General features: G+C 64.4%; 19 protein-coding genes. 5 read left to right on the top strand and 14 right to left on the bottom strand.

Annotation, left to right across the window (positions count from 1 at the left end; genetic code table 11):
* Window positions 1-16 precede the first annotated feature (16 nt).
* A complete protein-coding gene (locus tag GGI48_RS11405; RefSeq protein ID WP_179598363.1) occupies window positions 17-310 on the bottom strand; it encodes a putative quinol monooxygenase in 294 nt (97 codons plus the stop codon).
* A gap of 119 nt (window positions 311-429) precedes the next feature.
* Here GGI48_RS11405 and GGI48_RS11400 point away from each other — a divergent pair, with 119 nt between their 5' ends.
* Entirely contained in the window at window positions 430-1,338 is a 909-nt protein-coding gene (locus GGI48_RS11400; protein ID WP_103741427.1) for a LysR family transcriptional regulator, read from the top strand.
* A gap of 135 nt (window positions 1,339-1,473) precedes the next feature.
* Window positions 1,474-2,850, top strand: a complete 1,377-nt coding sequence (locus GGI48_RS11395; protein ID WP_179598361.1) for an MFS transporter — start codon at window positions 1,474-1,476, stop codon at window positions 2,848-2,850.
* 61 nt (window positions 2,851-2,911) lie between these two features.
* Here the strand turns inward: GGI48_RS11395 and GGI48_RS11390 are convergent, their stop codons facing one another.
* The 3 genes from GGI48_RS11390 to GGI48_RS11380 form a co-directional block, all read right to left on the bottom strand.
* Window positions 2,912-3,865, bottom strand: coding sequence for an adenosine deaminase (locus tag GGI48_RS11390; RefSeq protein ID WP_016966700.1), 954 nt, complete (start codon window positions 3,863-3,865; stop codon window positions 2,912-2,914).
* 179 nt (window positions 3,866-4,044) lie between these two features.
* Window positions 4,045-5,010: a 2-oxoglutarate and iron-dependent oxygenase domain-containing protein gene (locus GGI48_RS11385; RefSeq protein ID WP_047301523.1), complete on the bottom strand. Its 966-nt coding sequence runs from the start codon at window positions 5,008-5,010 to the stop codon at window positions 4,045-4,047.
* Between the two features lie 65 nt (window positions 5,011-5,075).
* Entirely contained in the window at window positions 5,076-6,158 is a 1,083-nt protein-coding gene (locus GGI48_RS11380) for a BMP family ABC transporter substrate-binding protein (RefSeq protein WP_179598359.1), read from the bottom strand.
* Between the two features lie 326 nt (window positions 6,159-6,484).
* Between GGI48_RS11380 and GGI48_RS11375 the strand changes: the two genes are divergently transcribed.
* Window positions 6,485-7,573, top strand: coding sequence for a calcium:proton antiporter (locus GGI48_RS11375; RefSeq protein ID WP_047301529.1), 1,089 nt, complete (start codon window positions 6,485-6,487; stop codon window positions 7,571-7,573).
* Here GGI48_RS11375 and GGI48_RS11370 read toward each other — a convergent pair.
* The 3 genes from GGI48_RS11370 to GGI48_RS11360 form a co-directional block, all read right to left on the bottom strand.
* Window positions 7,570-8,577 (bottom strand): formylglycine-generating enzyme family protein, encoded by a 1,008-nt coding sequence (locus tag GGI48_RS11370; RefSeq protein WP_047301530.1) that lies wholly within the window; start codon window positions 8,575-8,577, stop codon window positions 7,570-7,572. The two genes, GGI48_RS11375 and GGI48_RS11370, sit on opposite strands and share 4 nt — an antisense overlap.
* 114 nt (window positions 8,578-8,691) lie before the next feature.
* Window positions 8,692-10,050 carry an 8-oxoguanine deaminase gene (locus GGI48_RS11365; RefSeq protein ID WP_179598357.1) on the bottom strand — a complete coding sequence of 453 codons (1,359 nt, stop codon included), beginning with the start codon at window positions 10,048-10,050 and terminating at the stop codon, window positions 8,692-8,694.
* 204 nt (window positions 10,051-10,254) lie between these two features.
* The gene (locus GGI48_RS11360; protein WP_179598355.1) at window positions 10,255-10,938 is read right to left on the bottom strand and encodes an SDR family oxidoreductase; all 684 of its coding nucleotides are present in this window, start codon (window positions 10,936-10,938) and stop codon (window positions 10,255-10,257) included.
* 185 nt (window positions 10,939-11,123) lie between these two features.
* Here GGI48_RS11360 and GGI48_RS11355 point away from each other — a divergent pair, with 185 nt between their 5' ends.
* Window positions 11,124-11,561 carry a hypothetical protein gene (locus tag GGI48_RS11355; protein WP_179598353.1) on the top strand — a complete coding sequence of 146 codons (438 nt, stop codon included), beginning with the start codon at window positions 11,124-11,126 and terminating at the stop codon, window positions 11,559-11,561.
* On the opposite strand, the gene GGI48_RS11350 is transcribed toward GGI48_RS11355, so the two are convergent.
* From GGI48_RS11350 to GGI48_RS11320, 7 genes are all read right to left on the bottom strand, one after another.
* The gene (locus GGI48_RS11350; RefSeq protein ID WP_016966692.1) at window positions 11,558-12,484 is read right to left on the bottom strand and encodes an ABC transporter permease; all 927 of its coding nucleotides are present in this window, start codon (window positions 12,482-12,484) and stop codon (window positions 11,558-11,560) included. The two genes, GGI48_RS11355 and GGI48_RS11350, sit on opposite strands and share 4 nt — an antisense overlap.
* Complete coding sequence (locus tag GGI48_RS11345; RefSeq protein ID WP_179598351.1) at window positions 12,484-13,590, bottom strand: ABC transporter permease; 1,107 nt, start codon at window positions 13,588-13,590, stop codon at window positions 12,484-12,486. The genes GGI48_RS11350 and GGI48_RS11345 overlap by 1 nt, the downstream gene beginning before the upstream one ends.
* A gap of 11 nt (window positions 13,591-13,601) precedes the next feature.
* Window positions 13,602-15,167, bottom strand: a complete 1,566-nt coding sequence (locus GGI48_RS11340) for an ABC transporter ATP-binding protein (protein ID WP_179598349.1) — start codon at window positions 15,165-15,167, stop codon at window positions 13,602-13,604.
* A gap of 531 nt (window positions 15,168-15,698) precedes the next feature.
* Window positions 15,699-16,280, bottom strand: coding sequence for an IMPACT family protein (locus GGI48_RS11335; protein WP_047301538.1), 582 nt, complete (start codon window positions 16,278-16,280; stop codon window positions 15,699-15,701).
* Between the two features lie 5 nt (window positions 16,281-16,285).
* Window positions 16,286-16,954 carry a TetR/AcrR family transcriptional regulator gene (locus GGI48_RS11330; RefSeq protein ID WP_016966688.1) on the bottom strand — a complete coding sequence of 223 codons (669 nt, stop codon included), beginning with the start codon at window positions 16,952-16,954 and terminating at the stop codon, window positions 16,286-16,288.
* Between the two features lie 87 nt (window positions 16,955-17,041).
* A complete protein-coding gene (locus GGI48_RS11325; protein WP_179598347.1) occupies window positions 17,042-18,436 on the bottom strand; it encodes a uracil-xanthine permease family protein in 1,395 nt (464 codons plus the stop codon).
* A gap of 130 nt (window positions 18,437-18,566) precedes the next feature.
* On the bottom strand, window positions 18,567-19,487 hold the full coding sequence (locus GGI48_RS11320) for a LysR family transcriptional regulator (RefSeq protein WP_016968696.1): 921 nt from the start codon (window positions 19,485-19,487) through the stop codon (window positions 18,567-18,569).
* A gap of 124 nt (window positions 19,488-19,611) precedes the next feature.
* On the opposite strand from GGI48_RS11320, the gene GGI48_RS11315 reads away from it, so the two are divergent.
* On the top strand, window positions 19,612-20,961 hold the full coding sequence (locus tag GGI48_RS11315; RefSeq protein ID WP_016968695.1) for an aspartate aminotransferase family protein: 1,350 nt from the start codon (window positions 19,612-19,614) through the stop codon (window positions 20,959-20,961).
* Window positions 20,962-21,030 lie beyond the last annotated feature (69 nt).

The following is a 21,030-nucleotide window of genomic DNA, read 5'->3' as shown; positions in this document are numbered from 1 at the left end:
GAGTGCAGAGAGAGGGTCAGACGATCAGTTGCAGGCGCTTGAGTTCGAAGTGCTCGATCGCCTCGCGGGTCTGGGCGATGAAGTGCTGGAAATGCGCGGTGTTGTTGTGAAACTCCAGGGCGGCTTCATCGTCCCAGCGCTCCAGCACGTGGAAGGTGCCCGGCTGCGCGGCGTCCTCATGCAGCTGGTAGTACTGGCAGCCGGCTTCGGCGCGGCTGGGCAGGACCAGGGCGCTGAGTTCGCGCTTGAGAACGTCTTGCTGCTGGGGCTTGGCGATCAGCGTCGCAATCGCGGTAAAGGCTTGGGACATGGGGTTTACCTCAGGGGAGTCAGGCGACGGGGCAAATAATTGGCTATTTATCCTGAAGATAAAACCGGCTAAAAGAGCAGTCTCTTTCAATATTTTTTTGATAATCCGGAAATACACCCATGCTGCGATTCGATGACCTGCAGTTGTTCGTGCGTGCCGCCGATCTGGGCAGCCTGTCGGCGGCGGCCCGGGTCATGGACCTGTCGCCGGCGGTGGCCAGTGCCGCCCTCAAGCGCATTGAAGAACACCTGGGCGCGCGCCTGCTGGCCCGTTCGACCCGCAGCCTGCGCCTGACCGCCGAGGGCGAGGGCTTTCTGGAATACGCCCGCGCCGCCTTGAGCAACCTGGATGAAGGACGGCGCCTGTTGGCCAGCGGCCAGGATCAGGTCAGCGGGGTGTTGCAACTGTCGGCGCCTTCGGACTTTGGCCGCAACCTGCTGCTGCCCTGGCTCGACGAGTTTCAGCGCGCCTACCCCAAGCTCAGCGTGCGCCTGCTGCTGGGGGACCGCATCGCCGACCTGTTCCGCCAGCCGGTGGACATCGCCCTGCGTTACGGCGAGCCGGAAGATTCGAGCCTGGTGGCGCTGCCGATCGCCCCGGACAACCGCCGGGTGCTGTGCGCCGCTCCCAGCTACCTGGCCCGGCACGGCGAGCCGCGCCAGCTGGAACAACTGGCCCAGCACAACTGCCTGCTGTACATGCTCGACAGCCGGGCCCACGACCTCTGGAGCTTTTTTGACGGCAAGCGCGAGGTGAGCCTGACCGTCAGTGGCGACCGCTTGAGCGACGATGCCGATGTGGTGCGGCGCTGGGCGGTGGCCGGCGAGGGGATTGCCTACAAGTCCTGGCTGGACGTGGCCGGCGATGTGCTCGCCGGTCGCCTGCAGATCCTGCTGCCGGAGCTGCGCTGCGAAGGCGCGTCGCTGAATCTGCTGTGCACCCATCGTGCGCACCTGAGCAAACCGGTGAAACTGCTGCGCGATTTGCTGCAGGAGCGTTGTGCCCAGATCAGCGCCCGCCGGCCCTAGGCGCGGGCCCGCCGGCTAACCCCGGCGCCGCGTCTGCGGCGTCGCTGCCTGACCCGAACAGGTCGCCCTCAGCCATCCGTCCCGGCCTCGATCCCGCACACTCGGGCGGTCCAGCATTCAACCGGGGGAACGGGCATGGCCATACAGGGATACAGCGCCGCTGAGCGCCTGGAACGATTACCCATCAGCGGTTATCACCGCGTGATCTTCATCATCATCGCCCTGGCGTTTTTCTTCGACTCCATGGACCTGGCGATGATGACCTTCCTCCTCGGCTCGATCAAAACCGAGTTCGGCCTGAGTTCGGCCCAGGCGGGTCTTTTGGCCAGCTCCAGCTTCTTCGGCATGGTGCTCGGCGCCTCGCTGTCGGGCATGCTCGCCGACCGCTTCGGGCGCAAGCCGGTGTTCCAGTGGAGCATCGTGCTCTGGGGCGTGGCCAGCTACCTGTGTTCCACCGCCCAGAGCGTGGACAGCCTGACCCTGTTCCGGGTGTTGCTGGGGATCGGCATGGGCATGGAGTTTCCCATCGCCCAATCGATGCTTTCGGAGATGATTCCGGCGCAGCGCCGTGGGCGCTACATCGCCTTGATGGACGGCTTCTGGCCCCTGGGTTTCGTGGCGGCCGGGGTGCTGTCGTACTTTCTGTTGCCGCTGATCAGCTGGCGCGACATCTTCCTGGTGCTGGCGATTCCGGCGGTGTTCGTGCTGGTGATCCGCTTCTTCATTCCCGAGTCGCCGCGCTGGCTGGAACAGGCCGGGCGGCATGCCGATGCCGACCGCGTGCTGGGTGAAATCGAGAACAAGGTGCGGGCTTCCCTGGGCGGTGCTGCGTTGCCGGAGCCGGTGCGCCTGCCACGCATCGACAGTGCACCGGGGCATTTTTTCTCCGCGCTGAAACAGATCTGGTCGCCCCTGTACCGCCAGCGCACGATGATGATCTGGAGCCTGTGGTTCTTCGCCCTGCTGGGGTTCTACGGGCTGACTTCGTGGCTCAGCGCCTTGCTGCAAACATCCGGTTTTGCGGTGACCCAGTCGGTGTACTACACCGTGCTGATTTCCCTGGGCGGGATTCCCGGCTTCCTCATGGCCGCCTGGCTGGTGGAGCGTTGGGGACGCAAGCCGATGTGCATCGTGACCCTGCTTGGGGGCGGGATCATGGCGTTTTTCTATGGGCAGAGCGCGGTGTTTGGCGGCAACGTCGGGCTGCTGATCGGCACTGGCCTGCTGATGCAGTTCTTCCTGTTCGGCATGTGGGCGGTGCTCTACACCTACACGCCCGAGCTGTACCCGACGTCGGCCCGGGCCACGGGTTCGGGTTTTGCTTCGGCCGTGGGCCGGATCGGTTCGCTGCTGGGGCCTTTGGTGACCGGATTGGTGTTTCCCATCACCGGGCAGGGCGGGGTGTTTGCCTTGGGGGCGGCGTGCTTTGTGATGGCGGCGGGAGTGGTCTGGTTGTTCGGGATGGAGACCCGGGGCAAGACGCTGGAGGCCTTGAGCGAGGCGGGAGCTTGAGCTTCGCCGGCAAGCCGGCTCCTACACGCACCTGTAGGAGCCGGCTTGCCAGCGAAGGCCGTTACGGCTTGACCAGTCGCGCATCCAGGCTGTTCTGCGCCAGGCGCCGGGCCTGGTCCTGGGTCATGCCCAGGTCGGTGTACAGGGCGTGGAAGTTCTCGGTGACGTAGCCGCCGAAGTAGGCCGGGTCATCGGAGTTGACCGTGACCTTCACCCCGCGCTCGAGCATTTGCAGGATGTTGTGCTGGGACATGTGGTCGAACACGCAGAGCTTGGTGTTGGACAACGGGCACACGGTCAGCGGGATCTGCTCGTCGATGATCCGCTGCATCAGCCGCTCGTCTTCGAAGGCGCGCACGCCGTGGTCGATGCGCTGGATCTTCAACAGGTCCAGGGCTTCCCAGATGTACTCCGGCGGGCCTTCCTCGCCAGCGTGGGCGACGGTGAGGAAGCCTTCGCTGCGGGCGCGGTCGAATACCCGCTGGAACTTGCTCGGCGGGTGGCCCATTTCCGAGCTGTCCAGGCCCACGGCGACGAAGGCATCGCGAAACGGCAGCGCCTGGTCGAGGGTCTTCTGCGCTTCTTCTTCGCTCAAGTGGCGCAAGAAGCTGAGGATCAGGCCGCTGGTGATGCCCAGTTGCTGCTCGCCGTCTTTCAGCGCGGCGGCGATGCCGTTGAGCACCACTTCGAACGGGATGCCACGGTCGGTGTGGGTCTGCGGATCGAAGAACGGCTCGGTGTGGATCACGTTCTGCTCTTTGCAGCGCAGCAGGTAGGCCCAGGTCAGGTCGTAGAAGTCCTGAGAGGTGCGCAGCACGTCCGCGCCCTGGTAATACAGGTCGAGAAATTCCTGCAGGTTGTTGAAGGCGTAGGCCTTGCGCAGGGTTTCGACATCGCTCCAGGGCAGGGCGATCTTGTTGCGTTCGGCCAGGGCGAACAGCAGTTCCGGTTCCAGGGAACCTTCCAGGTGCAGGTGCAACTCGGCCTTGGGCAAGGCGTTCAGCCAGTCATACATGGTGTTGTCTCATCAGGTGCAGGCGGGCGCTGCGAAGTGTGATGCGCTGCCGGGGCCGTGCCCTTCTCTGGGGAACTGGCGGCGGTTGCGGCGATCGCCAGGTTTTCACCGGGCCCGAAAAAGCCGCCATTCTACATCTGGCGGCGCCATTGTTCGGCAAAACCTGACCGAATGGGCGATCAGGCCTGTTCCTGCTCGCGGCGATAGGCGTAGGTATCGGCGAAGCGCGAGAGCAGGAATTGGGCGCAGGTGGTCACCGGGTACTTGGCCGGGTGCTCCGCGTCCTGGCAGCCGGGCAGGCATTCGATGCGGGTGTCCGGGTGCGGCTCGGCGAAAAACGGCATCGAGTAGCGGTCCACCCCCAGCGGGCTGATGACCCGGTGCGGAGTCGACAGGTAACGGTCGTTGCTCCAGCGCGCCATCATGTCGCCGAGGTTGACAACGAAGCTGCCTTCAATGGGCGGCGCGTCGATCCACTGCCCCTGGACGTTGCGCACCTGCAGGCCACCGGCGGCGTCCTGGTAGAGCAGGGTGATGCAGCCATAGTCGGTATGGGCGCCGGCGCCTTGCTGTTCCTCGCTGCTGGCGGTGTGGCGTGGCGGGTAGTGGATCAGCCGCAGCACGCTGACCGGGTCGTGGAAGCGGCGGTCGAAGAAGTCGCGCTCGATGCCCAGGGCCAGGGTCATGGCCCGCAGCAGGGTCTGGGCCAGGGCCTGCATGTCCTGGTAGTGCTGCTCCATCAGGGCTTGCCAGCCGGGCAGGTCGGGGTGGCGGTTGGGGCCGCGCAGGGGCTTGTCCGCCAGCACCTCGGGATGCTCGGCGGGCAGGTGCAGGCCCATGTCGAAGGTTTCCTTGAGGTCGCTGGGCTTGCTCGGGTCCAGTTGCTCGGTGGCGATGGCGCCGTAGCCGCGATGGTGGCGGCTCTGGGTGATGTCGATCTTGAGTTTCTCGGCGCTGGGCAGGGCGAAGAAGTGCTTGGCCATGGCCAGCAATTGTTCGATGCGTTGCGCGCTGATCGGGTGGCCCTTGATGTAGAAGAAGCCCCACTCGCGACAGGCGCGGTCGATCTGCTGGGCGACGCTGTCCCAGCCTGGCTGCTCATCCTGATACAGCGGGCTGATGTCGATGATCGGCAGTTGATGCATGAAAAGGCTCCCATCCGGTTGGCGGTCCGTCGTCGCTGGCGGATGCTCCGGCAGCGACGACCAGCTTATTTCGGGAGGTCCGCCCGCAGGCCTTCGACGTAGTAGTTCATCGAGGCCAGTTCGGCGTTGCTGGCGCTGACCCCCGCGGCGATTTTTTCGACCCCGGCCTGGTCCTTGATCGGGCCGGTGAACGGGTGGAACTCGCCGCTCTTGATGCTGGCGATGATCTGCTCGGCTTCGGTTTTCACCGGGGCCGGCAGCAGGTCGCTGAGGGGCAGCTCAACCGTACCTTCTTTCAGACCGCCCCAGTAGTCCTGGGATGTCCAGCTGTGGTCCAGCACCCCTTGGGTGGCCTGGATGTAATGGGGTGCCCAGTTGTTGACGATGGAAGTCAGCACCGCCTTGGGGCCGAAGTGGGCCATGTCCGAGGCGTAGCCCACCGCATAAACGCCGCGGCGTTCCGCGGCCTGGATCGGCGCCGGGCTGTCGGTGTGCTGGAAGATCACGTCGGCGCCCTGGTCGATCAGGGCGTTGGCGGCGTCGGCTTCCTTGCCCGGGTCGAACCAGGAGTTGACCCACACCACCTTGATCTCAGTGCCCGGGTTGTATTTGTTCAAGGCCAGCTGGATGGCGTTGATGTCGCGGATCACTTCCGGGATCGGGAACGAGGCGACGTAGCCGATCTTCTTGCTCTTGGTCATCTTCGCCGCGAGGAAGCCACCCACATAGCGCCCCTCGTAAGTACGCGCCAGGTAGGTGCCGAGGTTCTTGTCCTGCTTGTAGCCGGTGGCGTGTTCGAAGGTCACCTTGGGGAACTGCCTGGCGACTTTCAGGGTGGGGTTCATGTAGCCGAAGGAGGTGGTGAAGATCAGATCGTAGTTGTCCTTGGCCATGTTGCGGATCACCCGCTCGGCGTCGGCGCCCTCGGCCACGTTCTCGACGGAGTTGGTCTTGATCTGCTCGCCGAACTTGTCCGCCAGGGCCTTGCGTCCCTGTTCATGCTGATAGGTCCAGCCGTGATCACCAATGGGACCGATGTAGACGAAGCCGACCTTCAGCGGATCGGCGGCACTGGCGGCGAGGCTGGCGCTCAGGCCGACGGCGGCGGCCAGGGCGCAGAGCAGCTTGTGCAACGGGCGTGTATGCATGAATTGAAGCTCCATCTTGTTGTCGGGGTTGGCTGGGTCGGCAAGCGCTGGAGGGCAATGCAAATAGCTGACCAAGAGGACAACAAAGATGCCGGTTGCGCCGGCGAGGCGGTTTCTACGGGGGCTTTAGGGCGCGTTGTTCGCGGGCAAGCCAGCGTCGACAGGCACGGGTGTAGGAGCCGGCTGGCCGGCGAAGGGCTGTTCAAGATCCATCCCGGTGCGCAGCGCCTGAGGCTGGTGCACTAACATGTAACGAAACGTTAGTGACTCGAAACAGTCTTTCACTCATCTCCTGTACTGGTTTTTACTCCCGTCAAAGGACTGCAATGCTCACTTCCCTCAAGCAAGAACAGTTTCTACTGCTTGCGCTCTTGGCTGCCGTGGCCGCCTATCCCCTGGAACACCTGTTGCTCAATAGCGGCCAAGGCATCGCCCTGGGCGCCGGATTGGTGCTGATCGGCTTTATCGTCATCGCCTCGATGCGCGTTGCCCATCACGCCGAACTGCTGGCGGAAAAGGTCGGCGACCCCTACGGCACCATGATCCTGACCCTGGCCGCGGTGCTGGTGGAGGTGGTGATCCTGGCCATCATGATGAGCAACGAAGCCTCGCCGACCCTGGTGCGCGACACCATCTATTCGGCGGTGATGCTGGACATCAACGGTATCCTTGGCCTGGCCGCGCTGATGGGCGGCATCAAGCATGGCGAGCAGCCCTATAACGACGACTCGGCGCGCACCTACAGCGTGATGATCCTCACCGCCATGGGCGTGTCGATGGTGGTGCCGGAGTTCATCCCCGAAGCCGATTGGAAGGTCTACTCGGCCTTCACCATCGGCGCCATGGTGGTGCTCTACACCCTGTTCCTGCGCATGCAGGTCGGGCCCCACAGTTACTTCTTCAGCTACAGCTACCCGGAAAAGCGCCGTAGCAAAGAGCCCCAGGAACAGCCCCACGCCGTCAACCTGGCCTGGAGCATCGGCATCCTGGTGTTCGGCGTGGTGGTGATCGGCGCCCTGGCCGAGGTGATGTCCAAGACCCTGGACCTGGGCCTGGAAGGCACGGGGGCACCGCCGGTGATCACGGCGATCCTGGTGGCGGCCATCTCCGCCGCGCCGGAGATTCTCACCGCCCTGCGCGCGGCCCTGGCCAACCGCATGCAGTCGGTGGTCAACGTGGCCCTGGGCGCCTCCCTGTCGACGGTGATCCTCACGGTGCCGGTGATGGAGGCCATGGCCTTGTACACCGGCCAGCCGTTCCAGATGGCCATGACCCCGGTGCAGACGGTGATGGTGTTCATCACCTTGATCGTCAGCGCGATCAATCTCAATGACGGTGAAACCAACGCCATCGAGGGCATGACTCACTTCGTGCTGTTTGCCACCTTCATCATGCTGTCGCTGCTCGGTCTTTAAAGCGGCCGGGCTGACTGGATGGCGCAACGAAAGCTGACACCAGGGGCATTCCAGGCCGCGAGTGCGCCCCAACGCCAACGGCGCACGGTGCTGGCCGAAGGCGAAAAGGTCGGGTCGTTGGCAAACTTGTTGTTGGCACCCCGTCGCGCCCGATAAATGCCTGTTTCAGGCCCTTGCGGGTTCTCCACGGGAGATTCGCGGTAGTAGTGTTCGTCGTACCAGTCGTTGACCCATTCGCTGGCATTGCCGGTGAGGTTGTAGAGGCCCAGCGGATTAGGCACAAACCTGTCCACGGCGAAGGTTTCGTTGTCGTCAGGCGCCGGAAAGTTGCGGCCGTAGTCCAGATTGCCGTTGTCGGTGGCGAACATCACCGGCTGGCCACGGTTGCGCGCCGCATATTCCCATTGGGCCTCGGTCGGAAGATCCACGGCATAGCCGCTGAGGTCTGCCAGCCAGCCACAATAATCCTTGGCCTCTTGCCATTTTCGAGACGCCGGGGCGGGCAGGTTTTCCTGGTAGAGGTGTTTCATGTCTTCGCGTTTGCGCAGTGCCGCGTCGAATTGCGGCCTGCCTTGGGCCAGGAAGAACAGATCGAAATCGCCCAAGGTGGTTTGCAGCGAGGACAGGTAGTAGCTGCTCAATTTGACCGGGTGAACGAAGTCGTCATCGATGTCGAGGCTGATCCGCTCCATGTTGGCCGGGTCCACGCCACAGGGCCATTGGCACAAGGCCTGTGGGTCGAAGCCACGGGGCCAGCCGAAATCGCCCATCTGGAATTCGCCCCCTTCGATCAACACCATGTTGTCCATCGAGCGCACGACGGTGTTGAGCACCGCATCGCGGATTTGTGGTGACAGGTCCGGGTATCTGCGGCTGATGGTCGAAGCAATGTCGGCAACTTTTTCAGGTGAGAGCACTTTGCTGGCGGGGCCTACAGCCTCCTGTTTCCCACAGCCCGAAATCAGTAGCGCGACGCAGAGCGCCAGTCCGTGCTTTTGTTTCACGTAATGTCCTTTTAACGGCTCGTTGGAGGGGGTGGGAAACTAACATGTTTCCTTGAGCCGATTGCGCTCAACGCGCAGGCGAGGGATGTGCTCCCTCGCCGTTGGAGTCAACGATCAGGTGCCGGCAATCAGTTGCCGGGCCGCCTGGCTGTGATCGGCGATCAGGTTTTTCAGGTCCAGCCCTTCGACCTGGCCATCAATCACCCGCCACTTGCCGCCGATCATGACCCGGTCCGCCCGATCCGCGCCGCACAACAGCAGCGCTGAAACCGGATCATGGCTGCCCGAGAAGCGCAGCTCATCGAGTTTGAACAACGCCAGGTCCGCCTGCTTGCCCAGCGCCAGCTCACCGATGTCGGTGCGCCCCAGCAGGCTCGCCGAACCCCGGGTGGCCCAGCCCAGGACCCGCTCCGGGGTGATCTTCTCGGCGCCGTAACGCAGGCGCTGGATGTACAGCGCCTGGCGCGCCTCGAGGATCATGTTCGACGCATCGTTGGACGCCGAACCGTCCACCCCCAAGCCCAGGGGCGCCCCGGCGTCGGTCAGCTCGATGCTGGGGCAGATGCCGGAGGCCAGGCGCATGTTCGAACTCGGGCAATGGCAGATGCCGGTGCCGGCCGCGCCCAGGCGGGCGATTTCATCCGGGTTGAAGTGGATGCCGTGGGCCAGCCAGGTGCGCGGGCCGAGCCAGCCGACGCTGTCCAGGTAATCCACGGTGCGCAGGCCGAAACGCTGCAGGCAGAAGTCTTCTTCGTCGAGGGTCTCGGCGAGGTGCGTGTGCAGGCGCACATCGAGCCCGTTGGCCAGTTCGGCGCTGGCCGACATGATTTCCGGAGTCACCGAGAACGGCGAGCACGGTGCCAGGGCGATCTGGATCTGCGCGCCGTCGCCGCGCTCGTGGTACTGCCGAATCAGGCGCTGACTGTCGTCGAGAATCACCTGGCCTTCCTGCACCGTCTGTTGCGGCGGCAGGCCGCCGTCCTTTTCGCCCAGGCTCATCGAACCGCGGGTGAGCATGGCGCGCATGCCCAGTTCACGCACGCTTTCGACCTGCACGTCGATGGCGTTTTCCAGGCCGTCGGGGAACAGGTAGTGATGGTCGGCGGCGGTGGTGCAACCCGACAGCAGCAATTCGGCCAGGGCCACTTTGGTGGCCAGGGCGAGTTTTTCCGGGGTCAGCCGCGCCCACACCGGGTACAGGGTCTTGAGCCAGGGGAACAGTGGCTGGTTGACCACCGGCGCCCAGGCGCGGGTCAGGGTTTGATAGAAGTGATGGTGGGTGTTGATCAGGCCCGGCAGCAGTACGTGCTCGCGGGCGTCGAAGACCAGTTGGCAAGGGCTTGCGGGCTGTTGGCCGAGGCCCAGGACTTCAACGATCAGACCTTCTTGCACGACCAGGCCGCCACGGGCGTCGAGGGCATTGCCGGTGAAGATGGCCAGGGGATTTTTTAACCAGGTACGGGTCGCAGGCATGGTGGCCGGCTCCTCTGAAAGTGGGTTCAGGTTAGCCAGCTCAGTGTTGCCCTGTCTGCTGATCCAGGGTCGCCGCCAGGGGCGAGGTGCGCAGTCTAGCGAAAGATTTGCCGGGGGACAAAACTTGCGGTTTGCCCCCCGTTGCAGAGCCTTGGCCGCGGGGTGCAAGCGCTGCCCGGGGCACTGGTTGCAGAGGTTGCGGGCTTACCAGGGGATGGTTTCGCCCTTGTAGTTGACGAAGTGATGCCCGCCCTTGCCGGTGTAGGCATTGACCTGGGCGATCAGCCCGCGGGTGCTGGTTTGCACGTCGATGTCGGCGCCTTCGCCGCCCATGTCGGTCTTCACCCAGCCCGGGTGCAGCGAGAGCACGGTCAGCTTCTGTTGCAGCTGGCTCACGAAGCTGTTGGTCATGGAGTTCAGCGCCGCCTTGCTGGCCTTGTACAGCGCCAGCTCTGGAGCGTCCGGCATGGTCACGCTGCCCAGCACCGAACTCATGAACGCCAGCACGCCGCTGTCCTTGCGGATCTGCCCGACAAAACGCTGGGCCAGGTTGATCGGCGCCACGGCGTTGGTGAAGAACAGCTGGCCGACTTCGGCCAGGGTCGCGTGGCCCGGCAGTTGGTTGTCCGGGCCCTTGACCCCGGCATTGACGAACAGCAGGTCGAACACCTGATCCTTGAGCTTGTGGCTGAGGGTGATCACCGCTTGCTGATCGTCCATGTCCAGCTGTTCGATCTGCACCTTGCCCAGGGCTTGCAGGGCCTCGGCCTTGTGCGGGTTGCGGACGGTGGCAGTGACCTGCCAGCCGTCTTCGAGCAGGCGCTGGACCAGGCCGAGGCCCAGGCCCCGGGAAGCGCCAATGATCAGAGCGGTTTTTGCCGTGGACATGAGGAGGTTCCTTGAGAAATGAGGATCACGGATTCGATGGACAGGCTTGTCCCAGCCGCAGTTGCAGCGCGGGGCGCAACTGACTCGGTTCTCCGATGCGCATGCATGGGGCTCGAAAGGGCTTGACCCTGGAGCATACTCCAGGCTTTAGCCTGCGCGCTCCTTGAATCGATGGAGCGACATCTATGTGGACGACTGAGCAGTATCGGACCTTGGTCCGGGCCAGCGGCTGGTATGACTTGCTGGTAACCCTGGCCTTTGTCACCCCCTGGAGTTTCCTGGCTTTGCACGGGTTGCTGCAGGACACGGCCCAGGCCTTGCACCTGGCGGGCAGCCTGCCGCCTTTCGAGCCGACACACCTGTTGATGGCCAACCTGATGGGCTCGATTGTCTGCGTGTGGGCGGTGCTGCGGATTCGCGATCCGCAGCCGGTGTTTGGCCGTTATGACGCGGTGGCACGCATCCTTTTCGCCAGCTGGCAGTTTTATGCCCTGGTGCACGGCGCCACCGCGTTGATCGGGGTGATCCTACTGTTCGAGCTGGCCTGGTGCGTGGCGCAGCTGCTGCCGCTCAAAGACGGCGTCGGCAAGTTGGCTCCGGCCGGGCGTGCGCCGCTCATTTAATGCCCCGCCTGCCATGGCTGGCCCAGGGACACCGGTGCGTACAGGCGCGTGCGCAAGGCGTCCCGGGACAGCAGCACCAGCACCAGGATGGTCGCGGCATAGGGCAGCATGGCCAGCAGGTTGGCCGGAATCGCCAGTCCCAGGCCCTGGGCCACCAGGTGCAGGATGCTGGCGAGGCCAAACAGGTAGGCGCCGAGCAACAGGCGCCACACCCGCCAGCTGGCGAACACCACCAGGGCCAGGGCGATCCAGCCACGCCCGGCGCTCATGTTCTCGGCCCACATCGGCGTATAGGCCAGGGACAGGTAGGCCCCGGCCAGCCCAGCCATGGCGCCGCCGAACAGCACCGCGAGCGTGCGCACCCGCAGCACCGGCAGGCCCATGGCACTGGCGGCGTCGGGGTTTTCGCCGACGGCCTGGATGATCAGGCCGACCCGGCTCTTGAGGATGACCCAGGCCACCAGGGCGAACAGGACGAAGGACAGGTACACCAGCGGATCCTGGGCGAACAGCATGCGGCCGATCAGCGGGATCTCGCTGAGCAACGGCAGTGCCAGGGGCTCGAATCCGGCCAGGGGCTTGCCGACCCAGGCCGCGCCGACAAAGCTCGACAGGCCGACGCCGAAAATGCTCAGGGCCAGTCCGGTGGCCACCTGATTGGCGTTGAACACCAGGGCCACTAGGGCGAACAGCGCCGACAACAGCATGCCCGCCGCCATCGCCAGCAGCACCCCGAGCCACAGTTGCCCGCTGTTGAGGGCGACGATAAACCCCACCACCGCGCCGAACAGCATCATGCCTTCCTGGCCGAGGTTGAGAACCCCGCTTTTTTCACAGATCAGTTCCCCCAGGGCCACCAGCAGCAGGGGCGTGCCGCAGCGGACCATGGCGTAGAGGATGTTGCTCAGCAGATCGATGTCCATCACAGGGCTCCGGCGGTTGCGCTGAGGGGCGTGTCGCGGCGTGCCCAGCGCAGGTTCAGGCGCGGCCGGTAGAGGATCAGTACGTCGCAGGCCAGGAGGAAGAACAGCATCATGCCCTGGAACAGCTGGGTGATGGCCTGGGGCAGGTTGAGGCTCATCTGCGCGCTTTCGCCACCGATGTACAGCAGCGCCATGAGCAGGCTGGAGAACAGGATGCCGACCGGGTTCAGGCGCCCGAGGAAGGCCACGGTGATCGCCGCATAGCCATAGCCGGGGGAGACTTGCGGCACCAGCTGGCCGATGGGGCCGCTGACTTCGCAGACCCCGGCCAACCCGGCCAGGGCGCCGCTGATCAACAGCACCAGCCAGATCAGGCGCTTGTGGCGAAAGCCGACGAAACCGGCGGCGCGCGCATCCAGGCCCAGCACCTTGATCTGGAAACCGACAAAGCTTTTCTGCAGCAGCACCCAGACCGCCACCAGGGCCAGCAGGGCGAAATACACCCCGGCGTGGACCCGGCCGTCTTCCATCAGCAGCGGCAGGCGGCTGGCGTCGCCGAACATCGCCGACTCGGGAAAGTTGAACCCGGCAGGGTCCTTCAACGGGCCGTGCACGCCATACAGCAAAAGGTTCAGGGCGATGTAGTTGAGCATGATGCTGGTGAGGATTTCATTGGCGTTGAAGCGCGTGCGCAACCAGGCGGTGAGCCCGGCCCAGGCGGCCCCGGCCAGGGTGCCGGTGAGCAGGATCAGCACCAGCGCCCAACGGCTGTGCAGCTCGATCAGGTTGACCGCCAGGGCACTGCCGGCCAGTGCCCCGAGCAGCAGTTGGCCTTCGGCGCCGATGTTCCAGATGCGGGCCCGGTAGGCCACGGCCAGGCCCAGGGCGCAGAGCAGGATCGGCAGCGCCTTGACCAGCCATTCGGAGAGGCCATACAGGTCGCTGATCGGGGCGATCAGCAAGGTGTGCAAGGTCAGTATCGGGTCCTGTCCCAGGACCATGAACAGCAGGGCGCCACAGCCCAGGGTCAGCAGCGCGGCCAGCAGGGGCGAGCAGACAAGCATCAGGCGCGATTGCCGTCCGCGGGGTTCGAGTGAAAGCAGCATGGACGACTCCGTTACAGGGCCAAGGCGGGGGCGCAAGGGGATGGGGTGAAATCGCCGGCCATCCAGCCGCCGATTTCCACCAGTGAGGTGTCCGCGCAGTCCTTCAACGCCGACAGACGACCGCCGCACAGGGCGCCGATCCGATCGCTGATCTGCAGCAGTTCATCCAGGTCTTCGGAGATCACCAGGATCGCTGCACCGGCGTCGCGCAGGGCGATCAGTGCCTGGTGAATGCTGGCCGCTGCGCCCACGTCCACGCCCCAGGTCGGGTGCGCGGCGATCAGCAGGCGTGGTTGCTGGAGGATTTCGCGGCCGAGGATGAATTTCTGCAGGTTGCCGCCGGACAGGCTGCGGGCCGGGCTTTGCGCGTCGCCGGTCTTGACCCCGAAGCGCTGGATGATCTGCTCGGCCAGGGCCCGGACCCTGGATCGTCGAATCAGGCCGTGGCGCACCAGTCCCTGCCCAAAGGCGCTGAGCAGGGCGTTGTCTTCCAGGCTCAGCTCCGGCACGGCACCGTGACCCAGGCGTTCGGCGGGAACAAAGGCCAGGCCCTTCCGGCGCCGCGCATCCGGATACAGATGGCCCACGGCCTGGCCGGCAAAACTGATGCGTCGGGCCTCGCCGGGTGCCAGGCGCTGCTCGCCGCTGAGCAGGGCCAGCAGCTCGTCCTGGCCGTTGCCGGCGACCCCGGCGATGCCGACGATCTCGCCGCTGCGCAGGGTCAGGTCGATGGCCCGAAGGGAGCAGCCGAACGGGTCGGGGCTGTGCCAGCTGAGGTGGTCGATGCGCAGAAAATCATGGCCGCCGCGAGCTTTGCGGTGGTCGGTGATCATCGCCGCTGCGTCGCCCACCATCAGCTGCGCCAGTTGCGGGTCCGAGCATTGCGCGGGAATGCAGTGCCCGGCCACCCGGCCTGCGCGCAGCACGGTGGCGCTGTGGCACAGGGCGCGCACCTCGGCCAGCTTGTGGCTGATGAACAGGATGCTGCAGCCTTCGGCGGCCAGCCGGCGCAGGGTCATGAACAGATCCTCGGCCTCCCGGGGCGTCAGGACCGAGGTCGGTTCGTCGAGGATCAGCAGCCGGATGTCCTGCATCAGGCAGCGCACGATCTCCACCCGCTGGCGCTCGCCGATGGACAGGCTGTGCACCAGGCGCTGGGGTTCCAGGGGCATGCCGTAGCGTTGGGAAACCTCGCGGATCCTGCTTTCCAGCTGGTTCGGCGTGCCCTCGCCACGGCCCATGGCCAGGGCGATGTTCTGCGCCACGCTGAGGGTTTCGAACAAGGAGAAATGCTGGAACACCATGCCGATGCCCAGGCGGCGGGCCTGGGCCGGACTCGCGATGGACTGACGGCGCCCTTGCCAGAGCAGTTCCCCGGAATCGGCCTGGATCACCCCGTAGATGATCTTCATCAAGGTGCTTTTGCCGGCGCCGTTCTCCCCCAGCAAGGCATGGATTTCCCCGGGGGCGATGCTCAGGTCGATGGCGTCGTTGGCCAGGCAACCGGGGTAGCCTTTGCTGATCTGGCGCAGTTGCAGGCGCGGTGTGGGTCCAAGGGGCGCGGCGGAATTGGGCATGGCTGGCTCGACGGCTGGGCGGTGTGCCTGTGGATAAAGCAATTTCCTGGCCAGGGGGTCAGAAAAACCTGGAGGACGCCCAGGCGTGCACCTTGGGCGATGAGCCCAGCCCCTGGGCGAGCACCAGTTCGGGGCAAAGTGCTTGAAATGGCTCCTTTTTTGTCCGCTGGCGGGTGAGCGAAAAATGATCAGTTGCCTGCAGGCCCTGTGGCGTCAGGGGCTGGAGCAGCCTTGCACGGGTTATCCACAGCTTGCTCCACAGTAATTGTGTGCAAGCCGCCGGCTTGGGCATAAGCCGGGGACGGTTGTTTCCGAACCGCGATAAAGCGCTCTAAGCGGCTGTTTTAGCGTACAAAAAGCCTGGCTCCGGGACCTTTGGACAAAAAATGAGCAACGCCCGCAAAGCCACGTTGCAGAAGGGTTACAGCGCTATGTGCTCAGGTTATCCACAGTCGGGTGCACAGCAGATGTGGGCAACTGCGCCCGGGGCGCCCAGGTTATGCACAAGGCGCTCGGGCCGGCGTGGTGCGTTCAGCGCTGCAAGAGGATGCGTCCGCGGCTGAGGTCGGCCAGTTGCTGTTGCAGGGTGTCGATCAGCGCTTCACCCAGGGCCAGTTGCAGTTCCACGCCGTTGGCGGTGAACGCTTCATCCACCAGTAATCCGCCCAGTTCGGCGATGCGCAGTTTGACCAGGGCCAGCTCGCTGAAACTGCAGGCGCAGCGCAGTGGCACCCGGTTGACCAGGGCAATGCGCTCGGCGCCTTGCAGGCATTTGTTGGCGCCGCCGCCATAGGCTCGGGCCAGGCCGCCGGTGCCCAACTGGATGCCGCCGTACCAGCGGATCACCAGCACCGCCACCTGATCGCAGTCCTGGGCTTCGATGGCCGCGAGGATCGGTCGCCCGGCGGTGCCGCCGGGCTCGCCGTCGTCGTTGCTGCGGTACTGGTCGCCCAGTTTCCATGCCCAGCAGTTATGTGAGGCGTTGAGGTCACTGTGCTGCTGGATGAAGGCTTGGGCCTCGGCCGCGCTGCCGATGGGCGCGGCGAAGGTGATGAAGCGGCTTTTGCGAATCTCCTCGCGGTATTCGCACGGGCCGGCCAGGGTAAAGGGCATGGGCGTCAGTCTTTCTGGGCGGGCGTCAGGCCACAGCCTTTGAGAATGATGCGGATCAGGTTGTTGCCGGCCGCTTCGAAGTCCTGCTTGGTCAGGCGGCTGCGGCCGGTGACGCGGCAGATCTGGGTGGCGAAGTCGGCGTAGTGCTGGGTGCTGCCCCAGAGCAGGAAGATCAGGTGCACCGGATCGACCGGGTCCATCTTGCCGGCGTCGATCCAGGCCTGGAACACCGCGGCGCGGCCCTGGAACCAGGCGCGGTAGTCCTGGCTGAAGTATTCGCTGAGGCATTCGCCGCCGCTGATGATCTCCATGGCGAAGATCCGCGAGGCCTGGGGCTGGCGACGGGAAAACTCCATCTTGGCGCGAATGTAGCGGGTCAGGGCCTCGGCCGGGTCGTCCTCGGCGGTGAGGGTGTTGAAGGTGCTGTCCCAGAGTTCGAGGATGTTGCTCAGCACCGCGATATACAGCCCCAGCTTGTTGGTGAAGTAGTAGTGCAGGTTGGCCTTGGGCAGCCCGGCGTTCTGCGCGATGGTGTTCATGCTGGTGCCTTTGAAGCCGTGACGGGCGAACTCGTCCTCGGCGGCCTGGATGATGGCCTCTTCATTCTTCTGCCGAATGCGGCTGGCGGGTTTGCCTGGGTGAGGAGTGCTGTGGGCGGGGACTTCAAAGGTCATGGGGGTTTCCGAGCCTGTCTGTGGGTGCAACCTGTGCGTTGATAGCGCACCCACGTGGATCAGACAAGCCTTGGCGCGACAAAAGCTTCAGTGGGCCTCCAGGCCGGGTTTTTCCGGCGCCGGATTTATGTCGTTCGGCAGGCTTTTGCCCTCCGGCAGCAGCAGGCACATGAGCAGGGCGGTGAGGCTGCCGCTGGTGATCGCCGAGTCGAACAGGGTCTGCACCACCTGGGGCAACTGGTGCAGCAGGTTCGGTTGTGCGGCGATGCCCAGGCCGACGCCGAAGGAGGTGGCGATGATCAGCATGCTGCGCCGGTCCAGGGGCGCCTGGGCGAGAATGCGCACCCCGGCGGCGGCGACACTGCCGAACATCACCAGGGTCGCGCCACCGAGCACCGGCTTGGGGATCTGTTGCAGCAATGCGCCGATCAGGGGGAACAGGCCCAGGCAAAACAGGATCAGGCCGATGTACAGGCCGACGAAGCGGCTGGCCACGCCGGTCAGCTGAATCACCCCGTTGTTCTGGGCGAAGGTGGTGTTGGGAAAGGCGCTGAAGCTGGCGGCGATCAGGCAACTGACGCCGTCCCCCAGGACCCCGCCCTTGAGCCGGCTTATATAGGAAGGGCCGCTGATGGGCTGGCGCGCCAGCATGCAGTTGGCGGTGAGGTCGCCGACGGTTTCCAGGGTGCTGATCAGGTAGATCAGGGCCACGGGAACAAAGGCGCTCCAGTCGAAACTGAAACCGTACTTGAAGGGTTGCGGCAGGCTGATCAGCGGCAGGTCGGGCAGGGGCTGGGGCACCAGCTTGCCGCTGAGCCAGGCCACCAGGCTGCCCAGCGCCAGGCCGATGATGATGGCGCTGAGGCGGATCCACGGGGTGTTGCTGCGGTTGAGCACAATGATGCTCAGCAGCACCAGCAGGCCCAGGCCGAGATTGCCCGGGGCGCCGAAGTCCGGGGCATTGAAGCCGCCTCCCAGATCGGTGATGCCGACCTTGATCAGGCTGATGCCGATCAGGGTGATGACGATGCCGGTGACCAGCGGGGTGATGACCCTGCGCAGTTGCCCGATAAAGCGGCTGAGGACGATCTGCACCAGGGCGCCGAAGAAGCACACACCGAAGATCATTGCCAGGATGTCTTCCGGGCTGCCGCCCCTTTGCTTGACCAGGAACCCCGCCGCCAACACCGCGCCCAGGAAGGCGAAACTGGTGCCTTGCAGGCAGATCATCCCGGCGCCGATGCCCCAGGGGCGACGCGCCTGGATAAAGGTGCCGACCCCGGACACCATCAGCGCCATGCTGATCAGGTAGGGCAGGTGGTTCGACAGGCCCAGGGCCGAGCCGATGATCAGTGGCGGGGTAATGATGCCGACAAAACTGGCCAGCACATGCTGCAGGGCGGCCAGCAGCGCGGCTGGGGGCCGCGGGCGGTCGTTGAGGCCGTAGATCAGTTCAGTGGGGCGCGAAGGGACGGACGACATGACAGGGAACTCGGGCTGAGGGTTCTGGATACCCTGGCCTGTGCAAAAAGCTGTCCAAGTGATCAGTTTATTCCTGCGAATATTGCTCCGGGCCTTTTAACTCGCGGCTTTGCCAGGGCCTGACGGCTGTTCAGCGGGTCGCCGCCAGGCTCTCCAGAAAGCTCTCCAGCACCAAGTGGGGGCGCCGCCCCTTGCGCGTGACCGAAGACAGGCTCAGGTCATAGAAGCGCGACTTGGGCTTGAGGGCGCGCAAGCGGCCCTGTTGCACCCAGAGCGCGGCGTAGTGGTCGGGCAGGTAGCCGATGTAGCGTCCGGTGAGGATCAGGAAGGCCATGCCTTCGCGGTCGGATGCACTGGCGGTGCAGTTCAGCGCCTGGTACTGGGCCTGGATCTCCGCTGGCAGGCGGAAGGTCGGGGCGATGGCGTCCTGGTCGTTGAGACGCTGATCGTCCAGTTGCTTGTCGTCGACATAGAACAGCGGGTGGCCCACCGCGCAGTACAGCAACGAGCGCTCGTCATACAGCGGCTGATACTCCAGTCCGGACAGGGCGCTGGCCTGGGGCACGACGCCGACGTGCAGGCGGCCGTCAAGTACCCCTTGCTCGACTTCGCTGGGGGCGATCATGCGGATCTGGATCTGCACATCCGGCCCTCGCTCCTTCAATTGCGCCAGGGCGTGGGTGATGCGCATGTGGGGCAGGGTCACCAGGTTGTCGGTGAGGCCGATGATCAATTCGCCCCGCAGATGGTGGTGCAGGCCGTTGACCTCGGTGCGAAAGCTTTCCAGGGCGCTGAGCAGTTGCAGGGTCGATTGATAGACCTCGCGGCCTTCTTCGGTCAGGGAAAAACCGGCGCGTCCGCGTTGGCACAGGCGCAGGCCGACGCGCTGCTCCAGGTCGCTCATCTGTTGGCTGATGGCCGAGCGGCCGATGCCGAGTACGGTTTCCGCGGCCGAGAAGCCGCCGCATTCCACCACGCTGCGAAAGATCCGCAGCAGGCGGATATCAAAGTCGCTGACTTGTGCCAGCGGGTCGGCTCGACGGCTGCTCATAGTTTAGTGGGGGCCAGACTGAAGGTTATTAAAGTTGGATTTCACCGACTTTATAGCCGTGGCAACTTAGTCGCAACAACGCTTTTGTTCCTACGCCGCTTCATTGCCTTGCGAGGTTTTGCTCATGAACATGCCGGAAACCGCTCCTCAGTCCCTGGCCAGTCAGCTCAAGCTTGACGCTCACTGGATGCCCTACACCGCCAACCGCAACTTCCAACGCGACCCGCGCCTGATCGTCGGCGCCGAAGGCAGCTGGCTGGTGGATGACAAGGGCCGCAAGGTCTATGACTCGCTGTCCGGTCTGTGGACCTGCGGCGCTGGTCACTCGCGCAAGGAGATTCAGGAGGCGGTATCCAAGCAGCTGGGCACCCTGGATTACTCGCCAGGCTTCCAGTTCGGCCATCCGCTGTCGTTCAAGTTGGCGGAGAAGATCACTGACCTGACTCCGGGCAACCTGAACCACGTGTTTTTCACCGATTCCGGCTCCGAGTGCGCTGATACCGCGGTGAAGATGGTGCGTGCCTACTGGCGCCTGAAAGGCCAGGCGACCAAGACCAAGATGATCGGCCGTGCCCGTGGCTACCACGGGGTGAACATCGCCGGCACCAGCCTGGGCGGGGTCAACGGCAACCGTAAGCTGTTCGGTCAGGCGATGATGGATGTCGACCATCTGCCGCACACACTGTTGGCCAGTAACGCGTTTTCCCGGGGCATGCCGGAGCAGGGCGGTATCGCCCTGGCCGACGAACTGCTGAAACTGATCGAATTGCACGACGCGTCCAACATTGCTGCGGTCTTCGTCGAGCCGATGGCCGGTTCCGCGGGCGTGCTGGTGCCTCCACAGGGCTACCTCAAGCGTCTGCGGGAAATCTGCGACCAGCACAATATCCTGCTGGTGTTCGACGAAGTGATCACCGGCTTTGGCCGTACCGGCTCGATGTTCGGTGCCGACAGCTTCGGCGTGACTCCGGACCTGATGTGCGTGGCCAAGCAGGTCACCAACGGCGCCATTCCTATGGGCGCGGTGATTGCCAGCTCCGAGATCTATCAGACCTTCATGAATCAGGCGACTCCCGAGTACGCGGTGGAATTCCCTCACGGCTACACCTACTCGGCGCACCCGGTTGCTTGTGCGGCGGGCCTGGCGGCACTGGATCTGCTGCAGAAGGAAAACCTGGTGCAGAGCGTGGCTGAAGTGGCTCCGCATTTCGAGAATGCGCTGCACGGCATCAAGGGCGCGAAGAACGTGATCGATATCCGTAACTACGGTCTGGCCGGCGCGATCCAGATTGCCCCGCGTGACGGCGACGCGATTGTGCGCCCGTTCGAGGCCGGCATGGCTTTGTGGAAAGCCGGTTTCTATGTGCGCTTCGGCGGCGACACCCTGCAGTTCGGCCCAACCTTCAACAGCAAGCCGCAAGACCTTGATCGTCTGTTCGATGCGGTCGGCGAAGTGCTGAACAAGCTCGACTGATTCGATCCTTCTTATATAGAGGCAGGCATGAAGCGTTTCGTGCCTGCGCCTTCCCCTTTTCAGGAGTCC

The sequence above is a fragment of the Pseudomonas protegens genome, from assembly GCF_013407925.2.
Lineage (GTDB): Bacteria > Pseudomonadota > Gammaproteobacteria > Pseudomonadales > Pseudomonadaceae > Aquipseudomonas > Aquipseudomonas fluorescens_AP.
Note: the sequence above shows the minus strand (reverse complement) of the source record. Positions and strands in the feature narration are given on the sequence as shown.